This window comes from Rahnella sp. AN3-3W3 (assembly GCF_003263545.1).
Lineage (GTDB): Bacteria > Pseudomonadota > Gammaproteobacteria > Enterobacterales > Enterobacteriaceae > Rahnella > Rahnella variigena.
Genome location: NZ_JYDG01000133.1, coordinates 1 through 21,591, shown reverse-complemented (window position 1 = coordinate 21,591; position 21,591 = coordinate 1). Strand labels below are relative to the sequence as shown.

At 54.0% G+C, this 21,591-nt stretch carries 14 protein-coding genes and 1 pseudogene; 9 read left to right on the top strand and 6 right to left on the bottom strand.

Translation table 11 applies throughout. From position 1 onward, the window contains the following. Window positions 1-48: 48 nt before the first annotated feature. The 3 genes from UC15_RS24960 to hmsP form a co-directional block, all read right to left on the bottom strand. Window positions 49-1,548 (bottom strand): pitrilysin family protein, encoded by a 1,500-nt coding sequence (locus UC15_RS24960; protein WP_112291846.1) that lies wholly within the window; start codon window positions 1,546-1,548, stop codon window positions 49-51. Between the two features lie 316 nt (window positions 1,549-1,864). After that, entirely contained in the window at window positions 1,865-3,157 is a 1,293-nt protein-coding gene (locus UC15_RS24955) for a dicarboxylate/amino acid:cation symporter (protein WP_112291844.1), read from the bottom strand. A gap of 236 nt (window positions 3,158-3,393) precedes the next feature. Then, window positions 3,394-5,376 (bottom strand): biofilm formation regulator HmsP, encoded by a 1,983-nt coding sequence (hmsP, locus tag UC15_RS24950; protein ID WP_112291842.1) that lies wholly within the window; start codon window positions 5,374-5,376, stop codon window positions 3,394-3,396. 558 nt (window positions 5,377-5,934) lie between these two features. Here hmsP and UC15_RS24945 point away from each other — a divergent pair. The 9 genes and pseudogenes from UC15_RS24945 (at window position 5,935) to UC15_RS24905 (ending at window position 18,994) form a co-directional block, all read left to right on the top strand. Further along, complete coding sequence (locus UC15_RS24945; RefSeq protein ID WP_112291840.1) at window positions 5,935-6,738, top strand: cellulose biosynthesis protein BcsO; 804 nt, start codon at window positions 5,935-5,937, stop codon at window positions 6,736-6,738. Further along, window positions 6,729-7,532: a cellulose biosynthesis protein BcsQ gene (bcsQ, locus tag UC15_RS24940; RefSeq protein WP_112291838.1), complete on the top strand. Its 804-nt coding sequence runs from the start codon at window positions 6,729-6,731 to the stop codon at window positions 7,530-7,532. The genes UC15_RS24945 and bcsQ overlap by 10 nt, the downstream gene beginning before the upstream one ends. 29 nt (window positions 7,533-7,561) lie before the next feature. Beyond that, a complete protein-coding gene (gene bcsA, locus UC15_RS24935) occupies window positions 7,562-9,661 on the top strand; it encodes a UDP-forming cellulose synthase catalytic subunit (RefSeq protein WP_112291837.1) in 2,100 nt (699 codons plus the stop codon). Further along, a complete protein-coding gene (gene bcsB, locus UC15_RS24930) occupies window positions 9,658-12,168 on the top strand; it encodes a cellulose biosynthesis cyclic di-GMP-binding regulatory protein BcsB (protein WP_112291835.1) in 2,511 nt (836 codons plus the stop codon). The genes bcsA and bcsB overlap by 4 nt, the downstream gene beginning before the upstream one ends. Before the next feature lie 79 nt (window positions 12,169-12,247). Beyond that, window positions 12,248-16,210 (top strand): cellulose biosynthesis protein BcsC, encoded by a 3,963-nt coding sequence (locus UC15_RS24925; protein ID WP_112291833.1) that lies wholly within the window; start codon window positions 12,248-12,250, stop codon window positions 16,208-16,210. 18 nt (window positions 16,211-16,228) lie between these two features. Then, on the top strand, window positions 16,229-16,708 hold the full coding sequence (gene bcsD / locus UC15_RS24920; protein WP_112291831.1) for a cellulose biosynthesis protein BcsD: 480 nt from the start codon (window positions 16,229-16,231) through the stop codon (window positions 16,706-16,708). 9 nt (window positions 16,709-16,717) lie between these two features. After that, a pseudogene (locus UC15_RS24915) lies at window positions 16,718-17,730 on the top strand (glycosyl hydrolase family 8). Between the two features lie 191 nt (window positions 17,731-17,921). After that, a complete protein-coding gene (locus UC15_RS24910) occupies window positions 17,922-18,389 on the top strand; it encodes a mobile mystery protein A (RefSeq protein ID WP_112291829.1) in 468 nt (155 codons plus the stop codon). Continuing rightward, window positions 18,386-18,994, top strand: a complete 609-nt coding sequence (locus UC15_RS24905) for a mobile mystery protein B (protein WP_112291828.1) — start codon at window positions 18,386-18,388, stop codon at window positions 18,992-18,994. Before UC15_RS24910 ends, UC15_RS24905 begins: the two co-directional genes overlap by 4 nt. Window positions 18,995-19,062: 68 nt before the next feature. Here the strand turns inward: UC15_RS24905 and dppF are convergent, their stop codons facing one another. The 3 genes from dppF to UC15_RS24890 all read right to left on the bottom strand — a co-directional run. Further along, on the bottom strand, window positions 19,063-20,085 hold the full coding sequence (dppF, locus tag UC15_RS24900) for a dipeptide ABC transporter ATP-binding subunit DppF (protein ID WP_112291826.1): 1,023 nt from the start codon (window positions 20,083-20,085) through the stop codon (window positions 19,063-19,065). Further along, complete coding sequence (gene dppD, locus UC15_RS24895; RefSeq protein ID WP_095923948.1) at window positions 20,075-21,100, bottom strand: dipeptide ABC transporter ATP-binding protein; 1,026 nt, start codon at window positions 21,098-21,100, stop codon at window positions 20,075-20,077. The genes dppF and dppD overlap by 11 nt, the downstream gene beginning before the upstream one ends. Before the next feature lie 10 nt (window positions 21,101-21,110). Then, window positions 21,111-21,591: ABC transporter permease subunit (locus tag UC15_RS24890; protein WP_157961036.1), on the bottom strand; the 481-nt coding region annotated here is incomplete at its 5' end.

Here is a 21,591-nt window from a genome sequence, read left to right as displayed (position 1 = left end):
CCCCACCCCAACCCTCCCCTTCGCAGGGGAGGGAGCCGATCGAGATCTTTATTGCGTCGTCGCCGATGCCGACGGCACATCACCCGCTGCCGGAGCGCTCTCCACCGGTGCCATCACTTTGTCATACACCGCCCGCAGTTCAGCTGCATTCAGTTCAGACTCGCCTTTCGGTTGTGCAATCAGCATCGCGGGTTCGCGGGAAAGCTGCTGTTTCAGCTCCTGATTCAGCACCGGCAACGTCAGCGTGGTAAGGAACTGCTGACGCAATTGCTGGTACTGTTCCGGTGCGATATCCACGACGCCGTTCTGCTGCGAACGCAAACGCTGGCTCATCAGCACATCGGTGTCGGTACGGGCGTAGGTGGCGAAAAGCTTGCTCAGCTGATCGTTCTTTTGCGCAATCAGCGCATCAAATTCAGACTGCGAAATGCCTTTATCACGCACCACCAGCAACTCTTCGGACAAACGCTTAAACAGCTCGGTAAGCTTCGCCTGTGGGGCGTCGATACGGATAGCACACTGGGCGCGCTGATACTGCACATTGCAGTCAAAGCCCAGTGACGGGCCCGGTATAGTGGCATCTTTCTTATTTTCGAAAGCAGTTTTCAGGGCTTCCTGCAAATGCCAGAACAGCGCCTCACGGGCTAAATCACTGCGCCAGTACGCGGAAAGCGCCTGTGAATCCTGAATCGGCTGCCAGGCGTTGTCCCACATTAATGAGAGACGATCCTGAGTCAGATTTTCATCCATCACGCTCATGGATTTGGTCGTGACTTCAGAGAGCGTCGGCAAGGTTTGTGGGGTCTGACGGCTGCCTTTCAGAACAGAGAAAGTCCGGTTGATTTGTTCGCTAAGACCACGACTATCCACATTCCCAACCACAAACAGCGTCATCGCATCAGGGGTATACCACTGATGATAAAACTTGCTTAAGGCTTCGATATTGATAGGTTTTGTCGGCAACTGATCAGGACTGTGCCCGACCAGGGTCGAACCGGCCATACGCGCGCGCCACCAGGCGTCCTGTGTATTTTGCGGTAAAGAGCCCACCGGATCCTGAGATTCCTGACGCGCGGCACTCACCAGCTCAGGCGTCACGGAGATTTTACCGGCGGTATTCGCCAGCCAGTTCAGCGCATCCTTCATCAGATCAGGACGGTTATTTGGCAAGCTCAGGTTATACATGGTGAAGTCATAAGAACTGACAGCCGGCGGCAGCGGGCGCTGCGGATTAATGCCTTGCTGCCATAAAGATTGTAACTGAGACGTGCTGAATCCTTCGCTGTGCATCAGTGCCAGACGCGGAAGGAAATGGGCATAGCCCGATTGCTGGGCAGATTCTGCCAGCGAGCCGGTGCGAACCACCAGGCGTAACTCGATACGATCGCTCGGGCGTTGCGGCGTCGTCAGCAACTGCCAGGTAAATCCATTGTCCAGCTTCCCCTGCTGCCAGGCAGGATCAGGTTGTAATGCTTCAGCTTGCACATGACTTGCGGCTGCTGCCAGCAACAATCCACCAATGAGTAAACGGATTTTGGTGCCCTGCATGTGAACCCCTACGTAATGACAATCTAATTTTAAATTTGCTGTCCTGCCGGTGTCAGTTGACTCGCCCACAGGAACTGAATGCGTAAGTTTAAGGACGAAAAATACAATCCTTCGTTAGACCGCGCTTTTCCTGCAAAGTCGCGCAGCCGTCAAAAATATTCTGGGAATAATAGCCGGAGGTGGCGTTCTGGGGACATATTATGAAGATAATCCACCGGTTACATCAAGCAACCGGTGGATATTAGGGGATATGAGGCTAAATAAATGCGTTTTTAGAAACGTTTAACGCTATTTTCATCCATCATCAGGCCATTATTTAGAAACCTGAAGCGGACTTCTCGGCCTCTGTCAGACCTTTCTGGCCATTCAACGTCGCTTTCAACTGCCCTTCATCGAGCTGATCACACCATTTTGCCACCACGATAGTCGCCACGCCGTTACCCACCAGATTGGTAAGCGCACGCGCTTCAGACATAAAGCGGTCAATGCCCAGAATCAGCGCCAGCCCTGCCACCGGTAAGTGCCCTACTGCCGACAATGTTGCCGCCAGTACGATGAAGCCACTGCCGGTCACGCCCGCCGCGCCTTTAGAAGACAGCAGCAGTACCACAATCAGGGTGATCTGATGCCAGATATCCATATGGGTATTGGTGGCCTGAGCGATAAAGACAGCCGCCATGGTCAGATAAATCGAGGTGCCGTCCAGATTGAAGGAATAACCCGTCGGGATAACCAGGCCGACCACGGATTTTTTACAGCCCAGACGCTCCATTTTATCCAGCATACGCGGAAGTGCGGATTCAGAAGACGAGGTGCCGAGAACGATCAGTAATTCTTCTTTGATGTAATTCACAAACTTGAAGATGCTGAAACCGGTGAAGCGCGCGATAAGCCCGAGCACCACCACCACGAACAGAATACAGGTCAGGTAGAAGCACAGGATCAGCTGACCGAGCTGGACCAGAGAACCGACGCCGTATTTACCGATAGTGAACGCCATCGCCCCGAAAGCACCCAAAGGTGCCAGGCGCATGATCATGTTGATGATGCCGAAAATGACCCCTGAGAAGCTTTCAATCACATTGAAAATCAGCTGACCTTTGTGACCCATGCGATGCAGCGCAAATCCAAACAGCACCGCAAACAGCAGCACCTGCAGGATGTTACCGCTGGCGAACGCACCAATCACGCTTGATGGGATCACATCGAGCAGGAAAGGAATGATGCCCTGACTTTGTGCCTGCTCGGCGTAAACCGCGACGGCTTTGGCGTCCAGCGCTGCCGGATCGACGTTCATCCCGGCACCCGGTTGCACGATGTTGACGATCACCAGCCCGATAATCAGTGCCAGAGTACTCACGATTTCAAAATAGAGCAGCGCGATGGCGCCTGTGCGCCCCACCGCTTTCATGCTTTCCATGCCTGCGATGCCGGTGACGACGGTACAGAAGATAACAGGCGCGATGATCATCTTGATTAACTTAACAAAACCATCACCTAACGGTTTCATTTGCGCGCCGATATCCGGATAAAAATGCCCCAGCAGCACGCCCACAGTAATTGCTAAAAGAACCTGAAAATACAGACTCTTGAAGAGTGATTTTTTCATGAATACCCATCCTGAAGTGAGTGCATCGCCCTTGGTTTTTTAAGGTCAAAGATAATGAGGCGAGTGCATTGAAGTAACATCAACACAACATGATGGAAATATTTCGTTTCTCTGCGCAATGACGACTCATGAAAAACCAGAGCGGAAACCATTCAGCTCAGATTTAAGTAAGTAAAGAAATCAAAGAGAGTCAGAAAAAGTGCCGGCAGGAAGGGGTTTCCTGCCATTCAGAGCGTTCAGGCAGGCTGGCAGAATTTGCGCTCAAATTCTGTTTTGGAAAGCGGCGGGGAGAATAAATACCCCTGCCCGAGGTGAATGTTTTCGTTCAGCAGCCACAAACGCTGCTCCTCGGTTTCGACCCCTTCAGCGACCAGCTGGATATTCATTGCACGTGCAATGGACGCCACAATGTTCACCATCACTTCGTCCCCGGGCAACACGCTGACAAAGCTGCGGTCGATTTTGATGACATCAATCGGCAGCGAACGCAGGCGGTTGAGATATTCAAGACCTGAATAGCCCAGGCCAAAATCATCCAGTTCAATCGATACGCCTGCTGCGCGTAATTCACTCAGCAGCAACAGCGCGCGATCTAAATCTTCAATCCGCGCCGTTTCTGTAATTTCCAGAACCAGTTGTCCCGGATTGATTTTGTAACGGCTCAGCAGGCTGCGCAGTTCCGGCAGGAAATTACGCTGCTGCACCTGCACGCCAGAAAGGTTGACCGACAAGGGCAATGTAATGCCGCGCTGCTGCCAGTCCGCCAGGATCTGGCAACCGAGTTCGAGAATCTTGTAACCCAACAGGCTCATCACACCAATTTCTTCGGCCAGCACGATGAAATCACTTTCCAGCCCGTAACTGCCGTCGGGCATTTTACGCCGCAGCAAGGCTTCCGCGCCGACCACTGCGCCGGTTTTCATATTCATCTGCGGCTGGATAAACAGCGTGAAATCGCTTTGCTCCATGGCGTGCAGAATATCGTTTTCCTGCAATAAGCGTTTCTGAATCTTCTCGGTCAGCTCAGGCTCAAAGAACAGGATCTGATTCTTACCTTGCTGATAAGCGGACAGTCTGGCGGCACGCGCGTTAGACATCATCTGCTGCGCCGTCACCGGGAATTCGCCTGTGTGCTGGACGATACCGATACTGCCCGTCGGATGCTGCGACATATTGCCGGCATCACTTTCCTGTGGCGCATTGATGCGCTCCATGATTTGTCGTGCCAGACGCATCGCCATAAAGGGACGCGCAATGTCTCCCGCCATCAGGGCAAATTCGTTGTAACTCAGACGCGCCATCAGACAGTTTTCCGGCAGCACATCCATAATGGAAGATATCAGCGGGCAATCGACATGGCCGTCATCACGCAGGCTTTCGATGCCGATCAGCAGCAGGTGGAAACCTTTCTCAGGCTCCGCCGAACTGAGCCGCTGTTGCAGGCGTTGAATGAATTGTTCTTCATTATTAAGGCTGCTTCCGGAACACAGCGACACGTCATCACTCTTTTGCGGTAACTTTTCCCGTTGTTGCTGATTGCGGTTGTAGCTGCGCACCAGCATGCCGATTTCGTCGTCTTCATGACGCTGCGGCAGCGTCAGCTGGTGAGAAGGCACTTCGCTTTCCGGCAGGGATTCCAGCTCGCGGGCAATCTTACGCAGCGGTTTAACGATCAGGCGGTTGACAATCCAGCTCACGGAAATTGTCAGGATCAGTGCCAGCAGCAGATAAGTGGTCAGCATGGTCGACAGCGCACTGATAATGAACTGATACATACGGTAGGAATCAGCCTGAAGCACCAGAAATGCCAGCGGCTTAGGCGATTTTGGGCTGGCGGCAGCAGAATAGAGAGGAACTGAAATGGTCACCGGTAAATTAAAACCGCGGATAACCCATTGCGGCACCGGGCGGCCAGGCGGGAAATGCGTATGCAGCGCCGCAATTTGGTTGGGCATCACCACATCGGCACGGCTCAGAATACCCACCGGTTGCAGCGTGTTAAGGATGTCCTGCGTTTCTGACAGATCGACATCAAGTACGGCCTGCGACAGGGGCTCACGGACAGAATGCGCAATATTTTCAAGTTGCTGGGCGTAATCATCCCTCCGCTGCTGTACAAAGTGAAACAGCTGGATGACGATAAAGATACAGATAGTGAATGCAGCAATGCCTGAAACCGCCGCCATCTGTTTGATCGTTAATGAACGCCTGACCCGCAACTTTATTCTCCATTAACCGCAGACACGTTTTGACCCGCTCACCTTAACAGGAACGGTACTTCTGCGCAGTATACCTTATAACGCGTTTTTAAGAGGTCTGAGTCAATATTTTGGCTATAAAAAACAACATGTTTGCCAAAATACTTCTAAACTAACTATCCGTTAAGATAATTAACTTACGAAAAACATACATTACGAAGCATAACCGGATATCACCACAGCCAGAACATACCAGGTCCAGCACCACTGATGAAGTTTATGCGCTATACATCACAATAAAGACAAACTTTTCAGCTACCTTAAGACAAACAGGCAGTAAAATAACATCAAAAACCTTTTTGCGACAGCCAGTTACATCACCCTCGTTTTTATGCGGGAAATTCCTATTTTTTGTAAAAACTGCTCTATCCTGTAAAAGAACTGATATATTAAGACGAGTCTTATTCCCACTAAAAACTTTAAAAAAATTAAACTTTTAATACTCTTTGTTAACGGCCATTCAGGGTCGTTTTGACGTCCAGAAAACACCGATATATATAATCCTACCGGGCGGGATTTATGAATAAATATGACGATATTAAACGTTTTATGGATAAGACGAAGTTGGAAAAGCTTGATTATAAAGAGCTTAATGAAAAATCAACGGGTGAATCCATTACCGGTTCAATGAATCAGTGGACGTTGATTAAACAAGTTTCCGCCAGCGAAGATCCTGCCGGTCCTCTCGATAATGGCCGTTCGACGCAACCCACCCCTCAGTCTATTTCTGCGGATGAATTTTCCCTGTCTGCTGCCCGGCCTGTGAATGAACACCAGGATAACCGCCAGATAACGCAACCCTCCGTGGCACACGCGCCAATGTCTTCTGAAGTGGCTCCTCCGGCTGCCGGATTTGGCTTGCTGGATGCGCTGCGCGAAACGCTGCCTCCTGCTGCTGCACCCGCGTCAGCACCGGTTCAGCCCGCACAGCATCAGCCTGTTCACCCGGCACCGACATTGCACGCACAGTCTGTTATTCCTGACAGCGGATCGGGTTTACTTGATTCGCTGCGTAAAGCCATGCCTGAAGCGCCAAAACAACCTGCACCTAATCCGGTTCAACCCGCGCCGGTTCAGGGGCTTCAGCCAGTACAACAACCCGCAGCGACGGTGTATCACCAGCCGCCGGTACAACCTTCAGCGCCCGCTTACAGCCCTGCGCCTGTGCGCAGCACAGCGCCAGTGGCGTCCCCGGCGTCAGCTGATGCTAACCAGCGCTTTAAACAGATGTTTAAACAGCGGGCTCCGCAGCCTGCCAGCGCTTATTTACATCGCGACACCCCGCTTCAACCCCTGTTAGAGATGATTGCCTCATGCCGTTAGTTTGCGTTTGTTCACCGAAAGGTGGGGTAGGAAAAACCACGGTGGCCTCCAACCTGGCCTATTCGCTCGCCCGCAGTGGCAGCAAAGTGCTGGTTATTGATTTTGATGTGCAGAACGCCCTTCGCCTTCATTTCGGTGTGCCTATTTCCGATACCCGCGGCTTTGTGGCTGGTTCGGGTAACGAATCTGACTGGAGCCAGTTTATTCTCAAGGCGGGTTCAAATACGTTTGTATTACCTTATGGCGAAGTCAACGAAGACCAGCGTCTTGAATTTGAGCACCAGCTGGCCACCGATCCGCATTTTTTACAGCGCGGATTAAATACCGTCCTGAATTATCCGGGTTTAATTATTATTGCTGATTTCCCTCCGGGTCCAAGTCCGGCATTAAAAGCGGTTCAGGCTATTGCGGATTTACATATTGTGGTCATGCTTGCCGATACCGCGTCATTATCTTTATTGCCGTTAATGGAAAAGAATAAATTAATTGGCACCCCGCTTAATAATAAGAAGGGTGAATATTACGTCGTCAATCAAAGTGACACCCGTCGTACATTAAGTCGCGATGTCACACAATTTTTCGAACAGCGTTTAAATGAAAGATTATTGGGCACAATCCACAGGGATGAATGCGTGCCAGAGGCGAATGCCTCGCAGCGCTCTATTATTGATTTTAGTCCGGTATCCGCTTCGGCATTTGATATTGAACTGATCAGCAAAAAAGTCGCCGCCATCTTAGGGATTAAAGTCGGTGATGGTGAATTACACGCCGCGCCTAAATCTGGCAGTTATTAACTATCACTGATAACAGCGACCCCAAAGCGATGAATAAATTCCTGTTTTCCCTGCTTGTTCTTCTGCTGCTGCCGGTGGCAGCAGTCATCATCATCACGCCGATGGACAGCCAGAAGCAGTACATTTTTGGCCTGATCAGCATCGGGCTATTATTCCTGCTCGGCATCAGTAAAAGCCGCCGCATTAGTGTGGTCATGGTGATCATGTCCATCATCATGTCGACGCGTTATATTTACTGGCGCGCCACGGAAACACTGCATTTTAATTCCACAATTGAAGCTATTTTAGGGATCGGTTTATTCCTTGCCGAACTGTATGTCTGGCTGATTTTATTGCTGGGTTATCTGCAAACCACCTGGCCATTAAAACGCACCATCGAACCTTTGCCGGATGACATCAGTTTATGGCCAACCGTCGACGTGTATATTCCTTCCTATAACGAAAGCCTCGACGTGGTTCGCGATACCGTTCTGGCGGCGCAGTGCATCGATTATCCGAAAGATAAAATCAAAATTTACGTGCTGGATGACGGTAAGCGCGACGAATTTGCGGTGTTCTCAGCGGACGCCGGCGTGGGATATATCACCCGTAATGATAACTCCCACGCCAAAGCCGGTAACCTTAACCATGCGATGAAACTCACTAAGGGCGAGTTGATTTGCGTGTTCGACTGCGACCACGTGGCGACCCGCGCATTTTTACAGGCCACCGTCGGCAGCTTCCTGAAAGATCCGCGTCTGGCGCTGATCCAGACGCCTCACTATTTCTATTCGCCCGACCCGTTCGAACGAAATCTTTCTGCTGGCCGCACCATGCCCAACGAAGGTGCGCTGTTCTACGGTCCGGTTCAGCAGGGTAATGACAACTGGAATGCGACGTTCTTCTGCGGCTCCTGTGCGGTTATCCGCCGCGTGGCGCTGGAAGAAGTCGGCGGCTTTGCCGTTGAAACCGTCACCGAAGATGCCCACTCCGCGCTGAAAATGCAGCGTCGTGGCTGGAATACCGCGTTTCTGGATATCCCGCTGGCCGCCGGTCTGGCGACAGAGCGTCTCGGCCTGCACGTTATTCAGCGTACACGCTGGGCGCGCGGCATGACGCAGATTTTCCGCGTCGATAATCCGCTGCTTGGCCGTGGTCTGAAATGGCAGCAACGTCTGTGCTACCTGAACGCCATGCTGCACTTCCAGTTTGGCCTGCCGCGCGTGGTCTTCCTGACCGCTCCGCTGGCGTTCCTGCTGTTTAATCTGAACATCATTTCCTCGTCCGCCAGCCTGATTTTCGCATACGCGCTGCCGCACCTGGTGATGTCGCTGTACATCAACTCCCGCATGAATGGCCGTTTCCGTTACACCTTCTGGGGTGAAATTTATGAAACCGTCATGGCGTTCCACCTGATCCTGCCAACGATTGTGACCCTGCTCGCGCCAAAACGCGGCAAGTTCAACGTGACGGACAAAGGCGGTTTGCTCGACGTCGGCTTCTTTGACTTCAACATTGTGAAGCCGCATCTGATTGTCGCGATCCTGATGTTTATCGGTATCGGTTACGGAATAGTGCGCGCCATCTTCCACGATTATTTTGCTATTGATCCCAGCGTTATCGCGCTCAATGTGGCGTGGGGCAGCTTCAGCGTGCTGATCCTGCTGGCGGCAATTGCAGTGGCGAAAGAGACGCGTCAGGTGCGTAAAACCATCCGTGTTGATGTGGCGATCCCGGCGATTATTCATTACGCCAACGGGATTTCACTGCGCACCACTACGATCGATATGTCGATGGGTGGCGTGCAGCTGGTGACGCCGGATGTGCGTTATCTCGAAGAAGAAATTGAAGAAGTGGAAATCCAGCTGTCATCCGGCGCCGAGAGCTTCCCGGTCAGCCAGGTCAGCGGCAACAAAGAGCGCATTCGTCTGCAATTTGAAAACCTGCCGCTCTCAAAACGCCGTGAACTGGTACGCGTGGTGTTATGCCGTGCCGACGCCTGGATTGGGGAAGAATACCCGCAGGATAACCCGTTCAAATCACTGCTCAGCATCATCCGTTGCGTGTTCGAATTGTTCTACAACACGTGGAAAGAACGCCGCGCTAAAGATAAACCCGCTGACGCCGCCAGCAAGAGTGAAGCAGCATGAACCGACTCCCTGAACCGACCGTAAAGCGCCGTTTCTCTGCTGTGCCGGGGGCGTCCCTGCTCAGGAAAATCACTACCGGTTTGTTGCTGACGTTTAGCAGCCTGCCGTTCACGCAGGCGGAAGAAACGCCAGCTCCGGCGGTGGATCCTGCCACCAGTTTGCCCGCTGCGCCATCGTGGCTGCCGCCGGTCACACCAATGCCGGAAGACAACACAACGCCTGTCAGCAATGCGGCACCGGCAGATTCTGCTCCGGCTGCTGACGCCCCGCAGGCCGATACCACACCGGTGAATAACAGCAGCTCACTGTCTGCGCCTGTGGCTCCGGTTACCGATCCGACCGCCGCGCCGGCACCGGTGATCCCGCTGGTTCAGCCGGTCACCAGTAATATTACCGTGGCGGAAATGGGCCAGCCAAACGGGCTGACGCTTAGCGGCGGCCAGTTACAGTCGGGCATTCTCTTCACCCTGCCAGCGGACGAAGTGGTGACCAACGCGCATCTTTCGCTGGCGCTGAAAATTTCTCCGGCGCTGATTGCCCGCGATACCACGCTCGAGCTGATGCTCAACGGTCAGCCGCTGGGTAATCTGCCACTGAATCAAAGCAGTAACGGCGGCGATGTTTACGACCTGGATATCCCGTCTGCGATGGTGGTGTCCAGCAATAACCTGAGCTTCCGCGTGCATGACAGCAACACCATGACCTGCGAGAAAGATCAGTCGGATAAATACTGGGTCACGATTTTGCCAACCACCAGCATTGGTCTGGAAGGTCAGCAGCTCAATATCGGCCGCAATCTGGGTAACTTCCCGCGTCCGTTCTTTGATGGCCTGCAAATGCAGGAGTCCAAAATCACCATGGGCTTCACGTCGTCAATGAAACCCGGAGATGTCAGCGCAGCGGCAATGGTCTCTTCTTATCTCGGCATGTTGTCCGATTATCGCAGCGTCGATTTCCCGGTCATCCTGAACGATTTGCCGGATCAGAACGGCATTCTGTTCGGCAAGCCGGGGGATAAAATCGGTTCGCTGACCTTGCCGGCGAGCAACGGCGCATCAATTCAGATCATCGATAACCCGATTAATCCGGTCTACAAACTGCTGCTGGTGCTGGGCAATGACGACAACGAACTGCGTCAGGCCGCGTATCGCCTGATCAGCGGCGGTATGCCGAATAACGTCGATCATCTGGATGTCGCGCAGCAAACCATTCCTGCCAGCAAACCGTATGACGCGCCGCGCTGGATTGATACGTCACGGCCTGTCACGCTGGGTGAACTGGCGGGTAAAGATCAGGATTCACTGATTTCCAACGGAATTTATCACGACGGTATTCAGGTGGCATTCCGCGCTGCGCCGGACTTGTTCATGTGGGATGGTCACAATATTCCGGTGCGCATTGATTACCGCTTCCCGACCGAAAACTGGATTGATGAAGACAGCTCGAGGCTGAATGTCTCCATCAACAGCAATTATCTGCGCAGCCTGACAGTGAACAAAGTCGGTCTGATCGAGAACCTCTGGCGTCGTCTGGGCGGTGACAGCCGACAGGAACGCTACACCATCCAGCTCGCGCCGTACCTGATTTACGGCGATAACCAGCTGCAATTTTATTTCGACATCAAGCCGAAAAAAGATGCGCCGTGCAGCATTCTGACCAGCGATAACATCAAGAGCCGTATCGATCCGAAATCCTTCATCGATCTGAGCGGAAGCTATCACTTCGCCCAGTTACCGAACCTGTCGTATTTCGTCGGTGCGTCTTATCCGTATTCCAAACTGGCTGATTTCTCCGACACGCTGATGCTGTTGCCGCAAACGCCGACGGCGGATGAAATCCATACCCTGCTGAACCTCGCCTCACGCGCCGGTAAAGCCACCGGTGTACCGGTGAATCACGTTCAGGTGGCCTTTGGTCTGAAGGGCGACGAACAGAATAACCCGCTGTTTGATCGCGATATTCTGGCCGTCACTACGCTTGGCGATACGCCGTTCAATCAGCAGTTGCTGGCTGACTCGCCGTTTAGCATCAATGCCGGTGCGATGGGCGTAAAAACACCCACCGAAGTCCAGCGTCTCGTGGCCTGGCTGACCGGTGACTGGTACCGCCAGCCGGTGGATGCCGACCGGTATCTGTCCTCGACCGGCGCATGGCGCGGCTTCGTCAGTTACCGCTCGCGCTGGTCTAACGATCACGTGGTGGTGGTCGCGACCGGTACAGACGATCAGCAGTTACTGAAAATCCATAACGACTTGAAATCGCCAAAAATTAACGCCAACGTGCGCGGTGATCTGGCGATCATTACTGATGAAAATGGCATCCGCAGTTTCTCCGTTGGCCAGCAATTTCCGACCGGACAAATGCCGTGGTACATGATGGTGCTCTGGTACGCCAGCACACATATCGTGATCCTGTCGCTGATAGCCACCCTGGTTTCGCTGGTGATTGGCCTGAGCCTGTTCGTCGTCCTGCGTCGTCATGCGGCTAAACGTCTGGGTCAGAAATGAAAAGCATCGGCTGTATAACAAAAACAATCAAAGTCGCCTGTGTTTCAGGCGACCCTCTGGCGATTACCGGAGCTGGAAAATGAAAAAACATAAACTGTCCCTGGCGGTGATCAGGGCTATTTATCTGGTAGGGATCGCCGGAGTCGCGAGTTTTAGCGCCGCTACATTTGCAGCGGACACCACCAATCCGGCCATGAAAGCCCTGTTTGATCAGGCCGCTTACTGGCACGAGCGCGCGCATGATGATCTGGCTAAAGACGCCTTGCAGAAAGTGCTGCTGGTGGAGCCGGACAATGCGCAGGCGATGTATCTGATGTCGCTGTATTCCATGCAAAGTGGCGATAAAACATCGGCTAATCAGTGGCGTGAAAAACTGTCTGCCGTCTCGCCTGACGATCCACGTCTGGCGTCGCTTAACAGCGCCAAAGCGATGCAGTCGATTCCCCCCGCTCAGCTGGCTTCTGCCCGGCAGATGGCGGCGCAAGGGAACGTCAGCGGCGCATTATCGGCGTACCGCACCATTTTTAACGGTAACCAGCCGCTCGACAGTCTGGCGACCGAATATTATCTGACCATGGCAGGCGATAAATCGCTCCAGCCGCAGGCCATTGCCGGATTACAACAGCGCATCGCCTCCCGTCCGGACGATACGCAGGCACGTCTCGGTCTGGGCAAAGTGCTGACTTACCAGGAATCCACCCGTCGCGACGGCATTAAACTGCTGAGCACCATGGCCGGTTCCAGCACCGAAGCCGACCGCTCATTACGTCAGGCGCTGCTGTGGATGGCACCGCAGGAAGGTGACCGTGATTTGTATCAGGGTTATCAGGCGCGTCATCCAAATGACACCGGCGTGATGGCCTATTTCCAGAAAAACATTGGCGGCGCAGCGAAAGGTCAGGGCTTTACTGCGCTGAACAGCGGCGACGTCACCAGCGCTAAATCCAAATTCGAAAGCGTACTGGCCGATAACCCGAACGACGCCGATGCACTGGCCGGTCTGGGGTATATCGCCCAGCGCAGCGGCAACTTTGAAGAAGCGTCGCAATATCTGAGCAAAGCCGCCGCGCAGGGCGGTCCGAACAGCGCGCAACTGAGCAATCAGGCGCAGGATTCGGCGTTTTATGCCCAGTTAGCCAAAGCCAAAGACGCTGCGGGTTCCGGCAGTTACGACGCGGCGCTGGCGGCGGTCACTCCGCTGACGCAGGTGGGTGGCGAGAAAGGCCAGTCTGCCAGTTTGTTACGTGCGGATATTCTGCGCCGCAAAGGCGATCTTCCCGGCGCTGAGCAGCAATACAGCGCGCTGGGCGATAACGCCGATGCCCGGGCCGGATTGTATTACGTGCTGCGTCAGCAAAACAAAACCGCCGAAGCCAATCAGGTGCTGAAAACGCTGCCCGCCGGACTACAGGCGAAGATGAACCCGCCGGCCGTGGCGGATGTCATCGAGCCAATGCGTCGTCAGGCCGCGCAGGCGGTGGCGAACAACGATCCGCAGCGCGCACTCAATATTCTGCAACAGGCGCAGGAACGTCAGCCGTCGAACGTTTGGGTAAAACTGGATATGGCGCGCATCCTGCAATCGCAGGGGCAGACCGCGCAGGCGCAGGCCATTATGGCGCCGTCTTCACGTCCGGGCGCGTCTTCTGCCGATTTGTACGCCGCGGCACTTTTTGCTTTCGAAACCAAAAACTGGTCCACCGCCAGCGCCCTGCTCTCGCGCATTCCGCGCAGCAGTCAGAATCAGGGTATGCGTGAACTGGCGCAGCGCGCCAACTACAATGCGCAGATGGCGGATGCCGAAAATTATCTGCAACAGGGCAATACCGCAGCGGCGTCGAATACGCTGCGCGCACTGGCACAAAATCCACCGAGCGCACCGGCGGATGTCGGTTCGCTGGCGAAAAACCTGGCGGCAGCGGGACAGCTTCCGCTGGCGGTGCAGCTGGTGCGCCAGAATATGCGTCAGGGTGTTAAGGGTAATGCCGGTGATTATGCCGATCAGGTGACCGTGCTCAATCAGGCCGGTCTGAGCAATGAGGCGCAAGCCTTCCTGCAAAATCCGCAGATTCAGTCCGGCACGTCACCGACTGCGCTGGCAAATCTGCGTAACGGCTTTGTCATCAATCAGGCTGACCAGCTGCGCGAGCAAGGTCAGTATGCGGCGGCTTACGACAAACTGGTCGTCGCGCTGCAGGCGGACCCGCAAAACCGCGACCTGATGCTGGCGATGGCGCGTCTGTATCAGTCAGGCAAACTCAATAAACAGGCGGGTCAGGTTTATAACTATCTGATGAGCAACGACACGCCGACGCAGGATGCCCGCGTGGGTGCGATTAACGTGGCGCTGGGCGAAGGCGATAACCAGCGGGCGAAAACCCTGATGGAAGGCCTGACCGGGCCACGTACGCCAGACCGTCTGCTGTTAGAAGCACGCGTCGCCGAAGCGCAGGGCGATCACCAGCAGGCCCTGGCGTTACTGCGTTCCGCCAAAGGTAAGATGATCGGGCTGGAGGGCGCGGACAGTCCGGCACAGGTGGCCGGATTGCAGATCAGCGACAATCCGTTCATCAACCGTTCGACGCGCACGTCGGCTTCACGTCCGGCAACGCAATCCTCTTACGGCACCGTGTTGCCGTGGCAGGTGTCTGATCAGGTTTCCACGCCGGGCAATATTCCGGCAGCCACCGCACAACCCACGGCAGTGGCGCAACGTAATGCAACCGAAAAACAGATCGACGACATGCTCGACGATTTGCAGGGCAAAACCGCGACCTGGGCGCAGGGCGACATGTCGATTCGTGGTCGTGACGGCGAAAGCGGTCTCAGCCAGCTGACCGAAGCCAAAGCGCCGATGACCTTTGCCTTCGTGCCGTTTGATACGTCACGTCTGAGTATCGGCGTCACACCGGTTTCTCTCAGCGCAGGCAGCCCTTCCGGCACCGGCAATGCACGTTTCGGTCAGGGCGCACTGGCAGCAGCGCAGTCGGCGCAGAAAGATGTTGCCGCCGCAGCCGCAGCGGCCGGTCTGGATATCGCCAACTACAGCACCTTTGCCAAATTGCAGGCGGCCGCAGCGGCGAACTCCAGCACCAACTGTACTTCCGCCAATGCCACGTCCGATCAGTGCGTCGCGTACAACACCATTACCGGCACGGATCCGACGACGTATGCTGCGCCATCCGCCGGAAATCAGAGCGCGACCGGCGTGGAGGTGAATGCCGCGCTGACCGGTGACAGCTACAAAGCCGATATCGGCAGCACGCCGCTCGGGCAGGATCTGAACTCACTGGTCGGTGGCGTGCAATGGGCACCGAAACTGACCGACTTCACCACCCTGCGCGTGACCGCTGAACGTCGTGCCGTCACCGACAGTATTCTGTCTTACGTCGGTACCAAAGATAATTACAGCGGCAAGGAATGGGGTCAGGTCACCAAAAACGGCGGCAGCATTAATCTGTCCTACGACGATGGCGATGCCGGTTTCTATGCCGAAGGCGGTTACTACAGCTATCTGGGTAATAACGTGAAGAGCAACACATCGGTGAACGCCAATGCCGGTCTGTATGTCCGCCCTTACCGTTATGACGATCGCGAGCTGAAAACCGGTATCAACGTCGGTTACATGAACTTCGACAAAAACCTCAGCTACTACTCTTATGGTCAGGGTGGTTACTTCAGCCCGCAAAACTATGTCAGTGTCTCCTTCCCGGTGGAATACACCCAGAAGTATGACGACTGGGATCTGAAACTGTCCGGTGCTGTGGGTTATCAGTCTTACTCTCAGGATAAGAGCGCCTACTTCCCGAATAATCCGGAACTACAGAAACAGCTGGAAGATCTGGTGACAGAAGGTTACGGCACCGAAGCCTATTACGGCGGTAAAACGCAGAACGGCATCGGCTGGAATGCGGGCGTGGGCGGCAATTATCATCTGAACAAAAGCATGCAGATTGGCGGACAGGTTGGCTACGATACTTTCGGCGACTACAACGAAAGCACAGCGCAGGTCTACTTCCGTTACCTGATGGGTCAAAATTAATCGCGGTGAAATAAAACCATGCAAGAAAATAACTATACTCAGGTCGCGCAGGAATATTACCGCCAGCGTCATACCACACCGGGCTGGCAAAGCCTGGTGCAGGTGCTATTTTCAGGTATTCTGGCCTCCGCCGATGACGAAGATGGCCGTCGTTTTCTTACGCTGATGGGCAATAATCTGGCGCGTCAGCATCCGCTTCCCGCTTCGGCGACACTGGGCGAGCTGGAAGACAATATCAATCATATTCTCAGCCGGTTCGACTGGGGTGTGGTGAAACTGGAAGCCACTCAGCAACAGCTGGCGCTGGTCCACATTGCCTGGCCGGTTTCACCGCAGGGTCAGGATGACGAGCTTTGGCGCATCGCGCTGATCTCGCTGTTTGAAGGTCTTTATGCGGAGTGGTTGTTGTCACAGGGCGGACAGCCTTATGTTCCGCTGCGCTGGCAGGAAAGCACACCGGAAGGCGCGTTCGTTTTCCGTTATCAAAATGGTTTGTAAGGGATCACTATGTTGTTATTTCGACGCTACAGTCTGGTGCTGTGGTTCGGCCTTATATTTACGTTTTTCAGCTCTGCCGTAATGGCTCAGGATTCTGGCTGGTCGGCGTATAAAAGCCGCTTTCTGATGCCGGACGGGCGCATCATCGATACCGCCAATAAAAACGTCAGTCACACCGAAGGCCAGGGATTCAGCATGTTGCTGGCGGTCTTCAATGACGATCAGGCGACGTTCGATAAACTCTGGCAGTGGGCAAACACCACGCTCTACCGCAAAGATATCGGGCTGTATTCATGGCGTTATGATCCGAACAGCACCCCGCATGTGGCGGACACCAACAATGCCTCTGATGGCGATACGCTGATGGCCTGGGCCCTGCTGCTGGCTGGCGATAAGTGGAACGACAGCCGTTACACCAAAGCCTCGGAGAAATTGCAGACGGCGCTGATCAAATACAATGTGATTGATTATGCCGGGTACAAAGTGATGCTGCCGGGCGTGAAGGGTTTCAATCAGACCAGCAACGTGACCGTCAATCCGTCCTATTTCATCTTCCCGGCGTGGCAGGCGTTTTACGCTCACAGCCATTTGAAAGTCTGGAAAGATCTGGATGTAAGCAGCACAGCGATGCTGAGTAAAATGGCGTTTGGTGAATTCCGTCTGCCAACCGACTGGGTGGATATGCAGGCCGATGGCACCCTGAAACCGCCAGCCGCTGGCCGACGCGTTTCAGTTACGATGCGGTACGCATCCCGCTGTATCTCGGCTGGGCACATCCGGGCAGCCCGCAGATGGCACCCTTCATTCTGTGGTGGCAGAAATCCCCACGCGATGCGACACCGGCCTGGATTGACGTGATGACCGGCACCAAAGCGGGCTACAACATGTCGCCAGGCCTGTTAGCCATTCGTGATTTCACTATGGCCAACGCCGGCGCCATCAGCCCGAATCTGGCACCGAAAGACGATTACTATTCTTCCACCCTGCAACTGCTGAGCTGGTGGGCGAGTCATAAAGGGTAAGCATACTCTGGAATAAAAAGGCCAGTCAGGGGGATGCTGACTGGCCTTTTTTGTTGTGATCGATTGTATATATACAATCGATTAATTCTAAAATGATTGCATATATACAATTGATTTATCCAAATTTGATTGTATATTCAATATTGAAAATCAATAAATCTATTGTAAATATGCAATTAAAAGGTTTCTCTATGTGGGATAAAGAATTAAAAATCAAACAGGTAGACAACCTTCTCAATGAAATGAAACCTCGACGCAAAGCCAAGCGTCCAAAAAAAGGATGGATACAACTTCTCAGAAGCGCGCTGGGCATGAGCACCCGCTCGCTTGCAGAACGATGTGGTTTAAGTCAGTCGCGCATTTCGCTGATAGAAAAAGGTGAAATTGAGGGGTCGCTAACGCTGAATACACTGGAAAAAATCGCTGAGGGCCTGGATTGTGAGCTTGTATACTTTTTGCAGCCAAAGCAAGGGCGAACGCTGCAAGAACTAAGAGAGCAGCAGGCCGAGAAAAAAGCGAGATTCCTTAATCAGTACACTGAAATTCATATGTCGCTGGAACAGCAACCCACATCATCAGCTTTCCAAAAATCGACACAAGACAAGCTTAAAAGCGACCTATTACAAAAATGGCCTCGGGATTTCTGGGATGAAAAATGAGCGAAACCATCAATAATGGCCTTCCTGAAGGGGCAACGGAACTTAGCCCTGACGATCTGGCCGGTTTAATTCCCGACTACATCTTTACCCGGGAAGACCTGAATCAATTTGAAAAAACGAACATACAGCAGGCATTAGCGCATCTCAGCCGTCAGAAGCTGAGTTACATAGAGATCTTAACTGTCGATTTCTGTCTTCGATTACACCGCAACATGTTCAATAAAACGTGGGAATGGGCGGGTCAACTCAGACGCAGAGAAGTAAACATCGGGAATACGCCACCTTATATGATCTCAATGCGTGTCAGAGATACTCTCGATAATGCAGTTTTCTGGATTGAAAACGAAACTTACCCACCCGATGAAATCTGCCTGAGACTTCACAGAGACATTGTATGGATCCACCCTTTTCCCAACGGGAATGGAAGGCATTCCCGGATATTTTGCGACGTGCTTCGTCGCGCGCTTGGAAGGGGGTTCTTTCCCTGGGGGATATCAGCAGGCGAACTCGTTTCACCAGATGCACATCGCGCTGAATACATTCTCGCTTTGAGAGAAGCCGACAATGGCGATTATAGGCGCCTTATCAGATTTGCTTCTGACTAAAAATTGCCCACAAAAAAGCCCGCTTTTTGGGGTCAGTCCATTTCGCGGGCTTTTTCATATCAGCAATATTACTGATTTACGGCAACGGTCTGCGTGGTGCCGGTTTCATCCTGATCGACGGCAAAGCAGGCGACGAGCTGATCGCCGTACTGTTTCAGCTGTGGCTGGAACTGTTTGCAGGTGCCGAACGCACGGCGGCAACGGGCGTTGAAGGCGCAACCGGCAGGCGGATTCAGCGGGCTTGGCAGTTCGCCGGTCAGCTTGATGCGTTCACGGCGTTCGTCCGGGTTCAGACGCGGCGTCGCGGACAGCAATGCCTGCGTGTACGGATGGCGCGGATTGCTGAAGATGGCGTCTTTCGGGCCCTTCTCCACGCAACGACCGAGATACATCACCATCACTTCGTCAGCGATATGTTCCACCACTGACAAATCATGCGAGATGAAGACGTAGGACAGCCCTAAATCCTGCTGCAAATCCATCATCAGATTCAGTACCTGCGCACGCACGGAAACGTCGAGCGCGGACACCGGTTCATCGGCGATCACCACGTCCGGATCCAGCATCAGACCACGGGCGATAGCAATACGCTGACGCTGGCCGCCGGAGAACATGTGCGGATAGCGGTCGTAGTGCTCGGTTTTCAGGCCGACTTTCGCCATCATCGCCAGCGCTTTCTCGCGACGTTCTTCGCGGGTCAGTTTGGTGTTGATCAGCAGCGGTTCTTCGAGGATCTGGCCGACTTTCTTGCGCGGGTTCAGCGATCCGTAAGGATTCTGGAACACGATTTGGATCTTCTGACGACGCAGCTTTTCAGCGGTCGCATCAGGTTTCAGCAAATCCTGACCACGGTAATACAGTTCACCGCCGGTCGGCACTTCAATCATGGTCAGCAGGCGGCCCAGCGTGGATTTACCACAACCGGATTCGCCCACCACCGCCAGCGTTTTACCGCGTTCGAGCGTAAACGACACGCCGTCGAGCGCTTTCACCGTGCGTTCCTGGCCGAAGATGCCCTTCTTCACCGGGTAATGTTTTTTCAGATCAATCGCGTGCAACAGCGGCTGCGATGAGGTGTTATCAGGACTCATAAGTAGGTCTCCCGGCATCATCCAGCGGATAATGGCACTTCGACTGACGCCCGTTCGCGAGATCACGCAGCGCAGGTTCTTCTTTACGGCAACGGTCAGTTGCATACGGGCAACGCGGATTGAGCAGACAGCCGTTCGGACGGTCATATTTGCCCGGCACTACGCCCGGCAATGACTGTAAACGCGCTTTGTCAGCGGCAAATTCCGGCAGTGAGCGCAGCAGCGCCTGAGTATACGGATGACGCGGCGCACGGAAGATTTCCGTGGCTTTCGCCGATTCCACCACCTGACCGGCGTACATCACGATGATGTGATGCGCGGCTTCCGCCACCAGCGCCAGGTCATGGGTGATCAGCATCAGCGCCATGTTTTCTTTCTGTTGCAGCTCAAGCAGCAGCTCGATGATCTGCGCCTGAATAGTCACGTCGAGCGCGGTGGTCGGCTCATCGGCAATCAGCAATTTCGGGCGACAGGCGATCGCCATGGCGATCATCACGCGCTGGCTCATCCCGCCGGAAAGCTGGTGCGGATACACGTCGAGACGCGAAGCCGGATCAGGAATACCGACCAGATTCAGCAAATCGATGGTGCGCTGACGACGGGTCTTTTTGTTGCCGCCCTGATGCACCTTGATAGCTTCCATAATCTGGAAACCCACGGTGTAACACGGGTTCAGGCTGGTCATCGGATCCTGGAAAATCATCGCGACTTCGGCACCGACAATCTGGCGGCGCTCTTTTTCGCTGATGCCCTGCAGATTACGGCCACCAAACTCCAGTTTTTCCGCCATCACTTTGCCGGGGAAGTCGATCAGTCCCATCAGTGCCAGTGAACTGACTGATTTACCGGAGCCGGACTCGCCGACAATCCCCACCACTTCGCCCTGTTTCACGCTGTAACTGATACGGTCTACCGCGCGGAACGGCGTCCCTTCGTCACCAAAGTGAACGGAGAGCTTATCCACAGTCAGCAACGTTTTGCCGACCTGAACATCATTCGTTAATGTTGTTTCCATCTCCAACCCCTTACTGCTTAAGTTTAGGGTCGAGGGCATCACGCAGGCCATCACCCATCAGGTTAAATGCCAGCACCGTCAGCAGAATGATCACGCCAGGGAAGGTCACGACCCACCAGGCACTTTGAGCAAACTGTAAGACGTCCGACAGCATGGTGCCCCACTCCGGCGTTGGCGGCTGTGCGCCCATACCGAGGAAGCCCAACGCTGCCATATCGAGGATGGCGTTGGAGAAGCCGAGCGATGCCTGAACAATCAGCGGCGCTAAGCAGTTAGGTAAAATGTTGATGAACATCTGACGGGCAGAACCGGCACCGGCGACGCGCGACGCGGTCACATAGTCGCGGTTCACTTCCACCAGCACCGCCGCACGGGTTAAACGGACATAATGCGGTAACGCTACGAAGGTCAGCGCCAGCGAGGCGTTAACAATCGACGGGCCGAAAATGGCGACCAGCACCAGCGCCAGCAACAGGCTTGGCAGGGCCAGC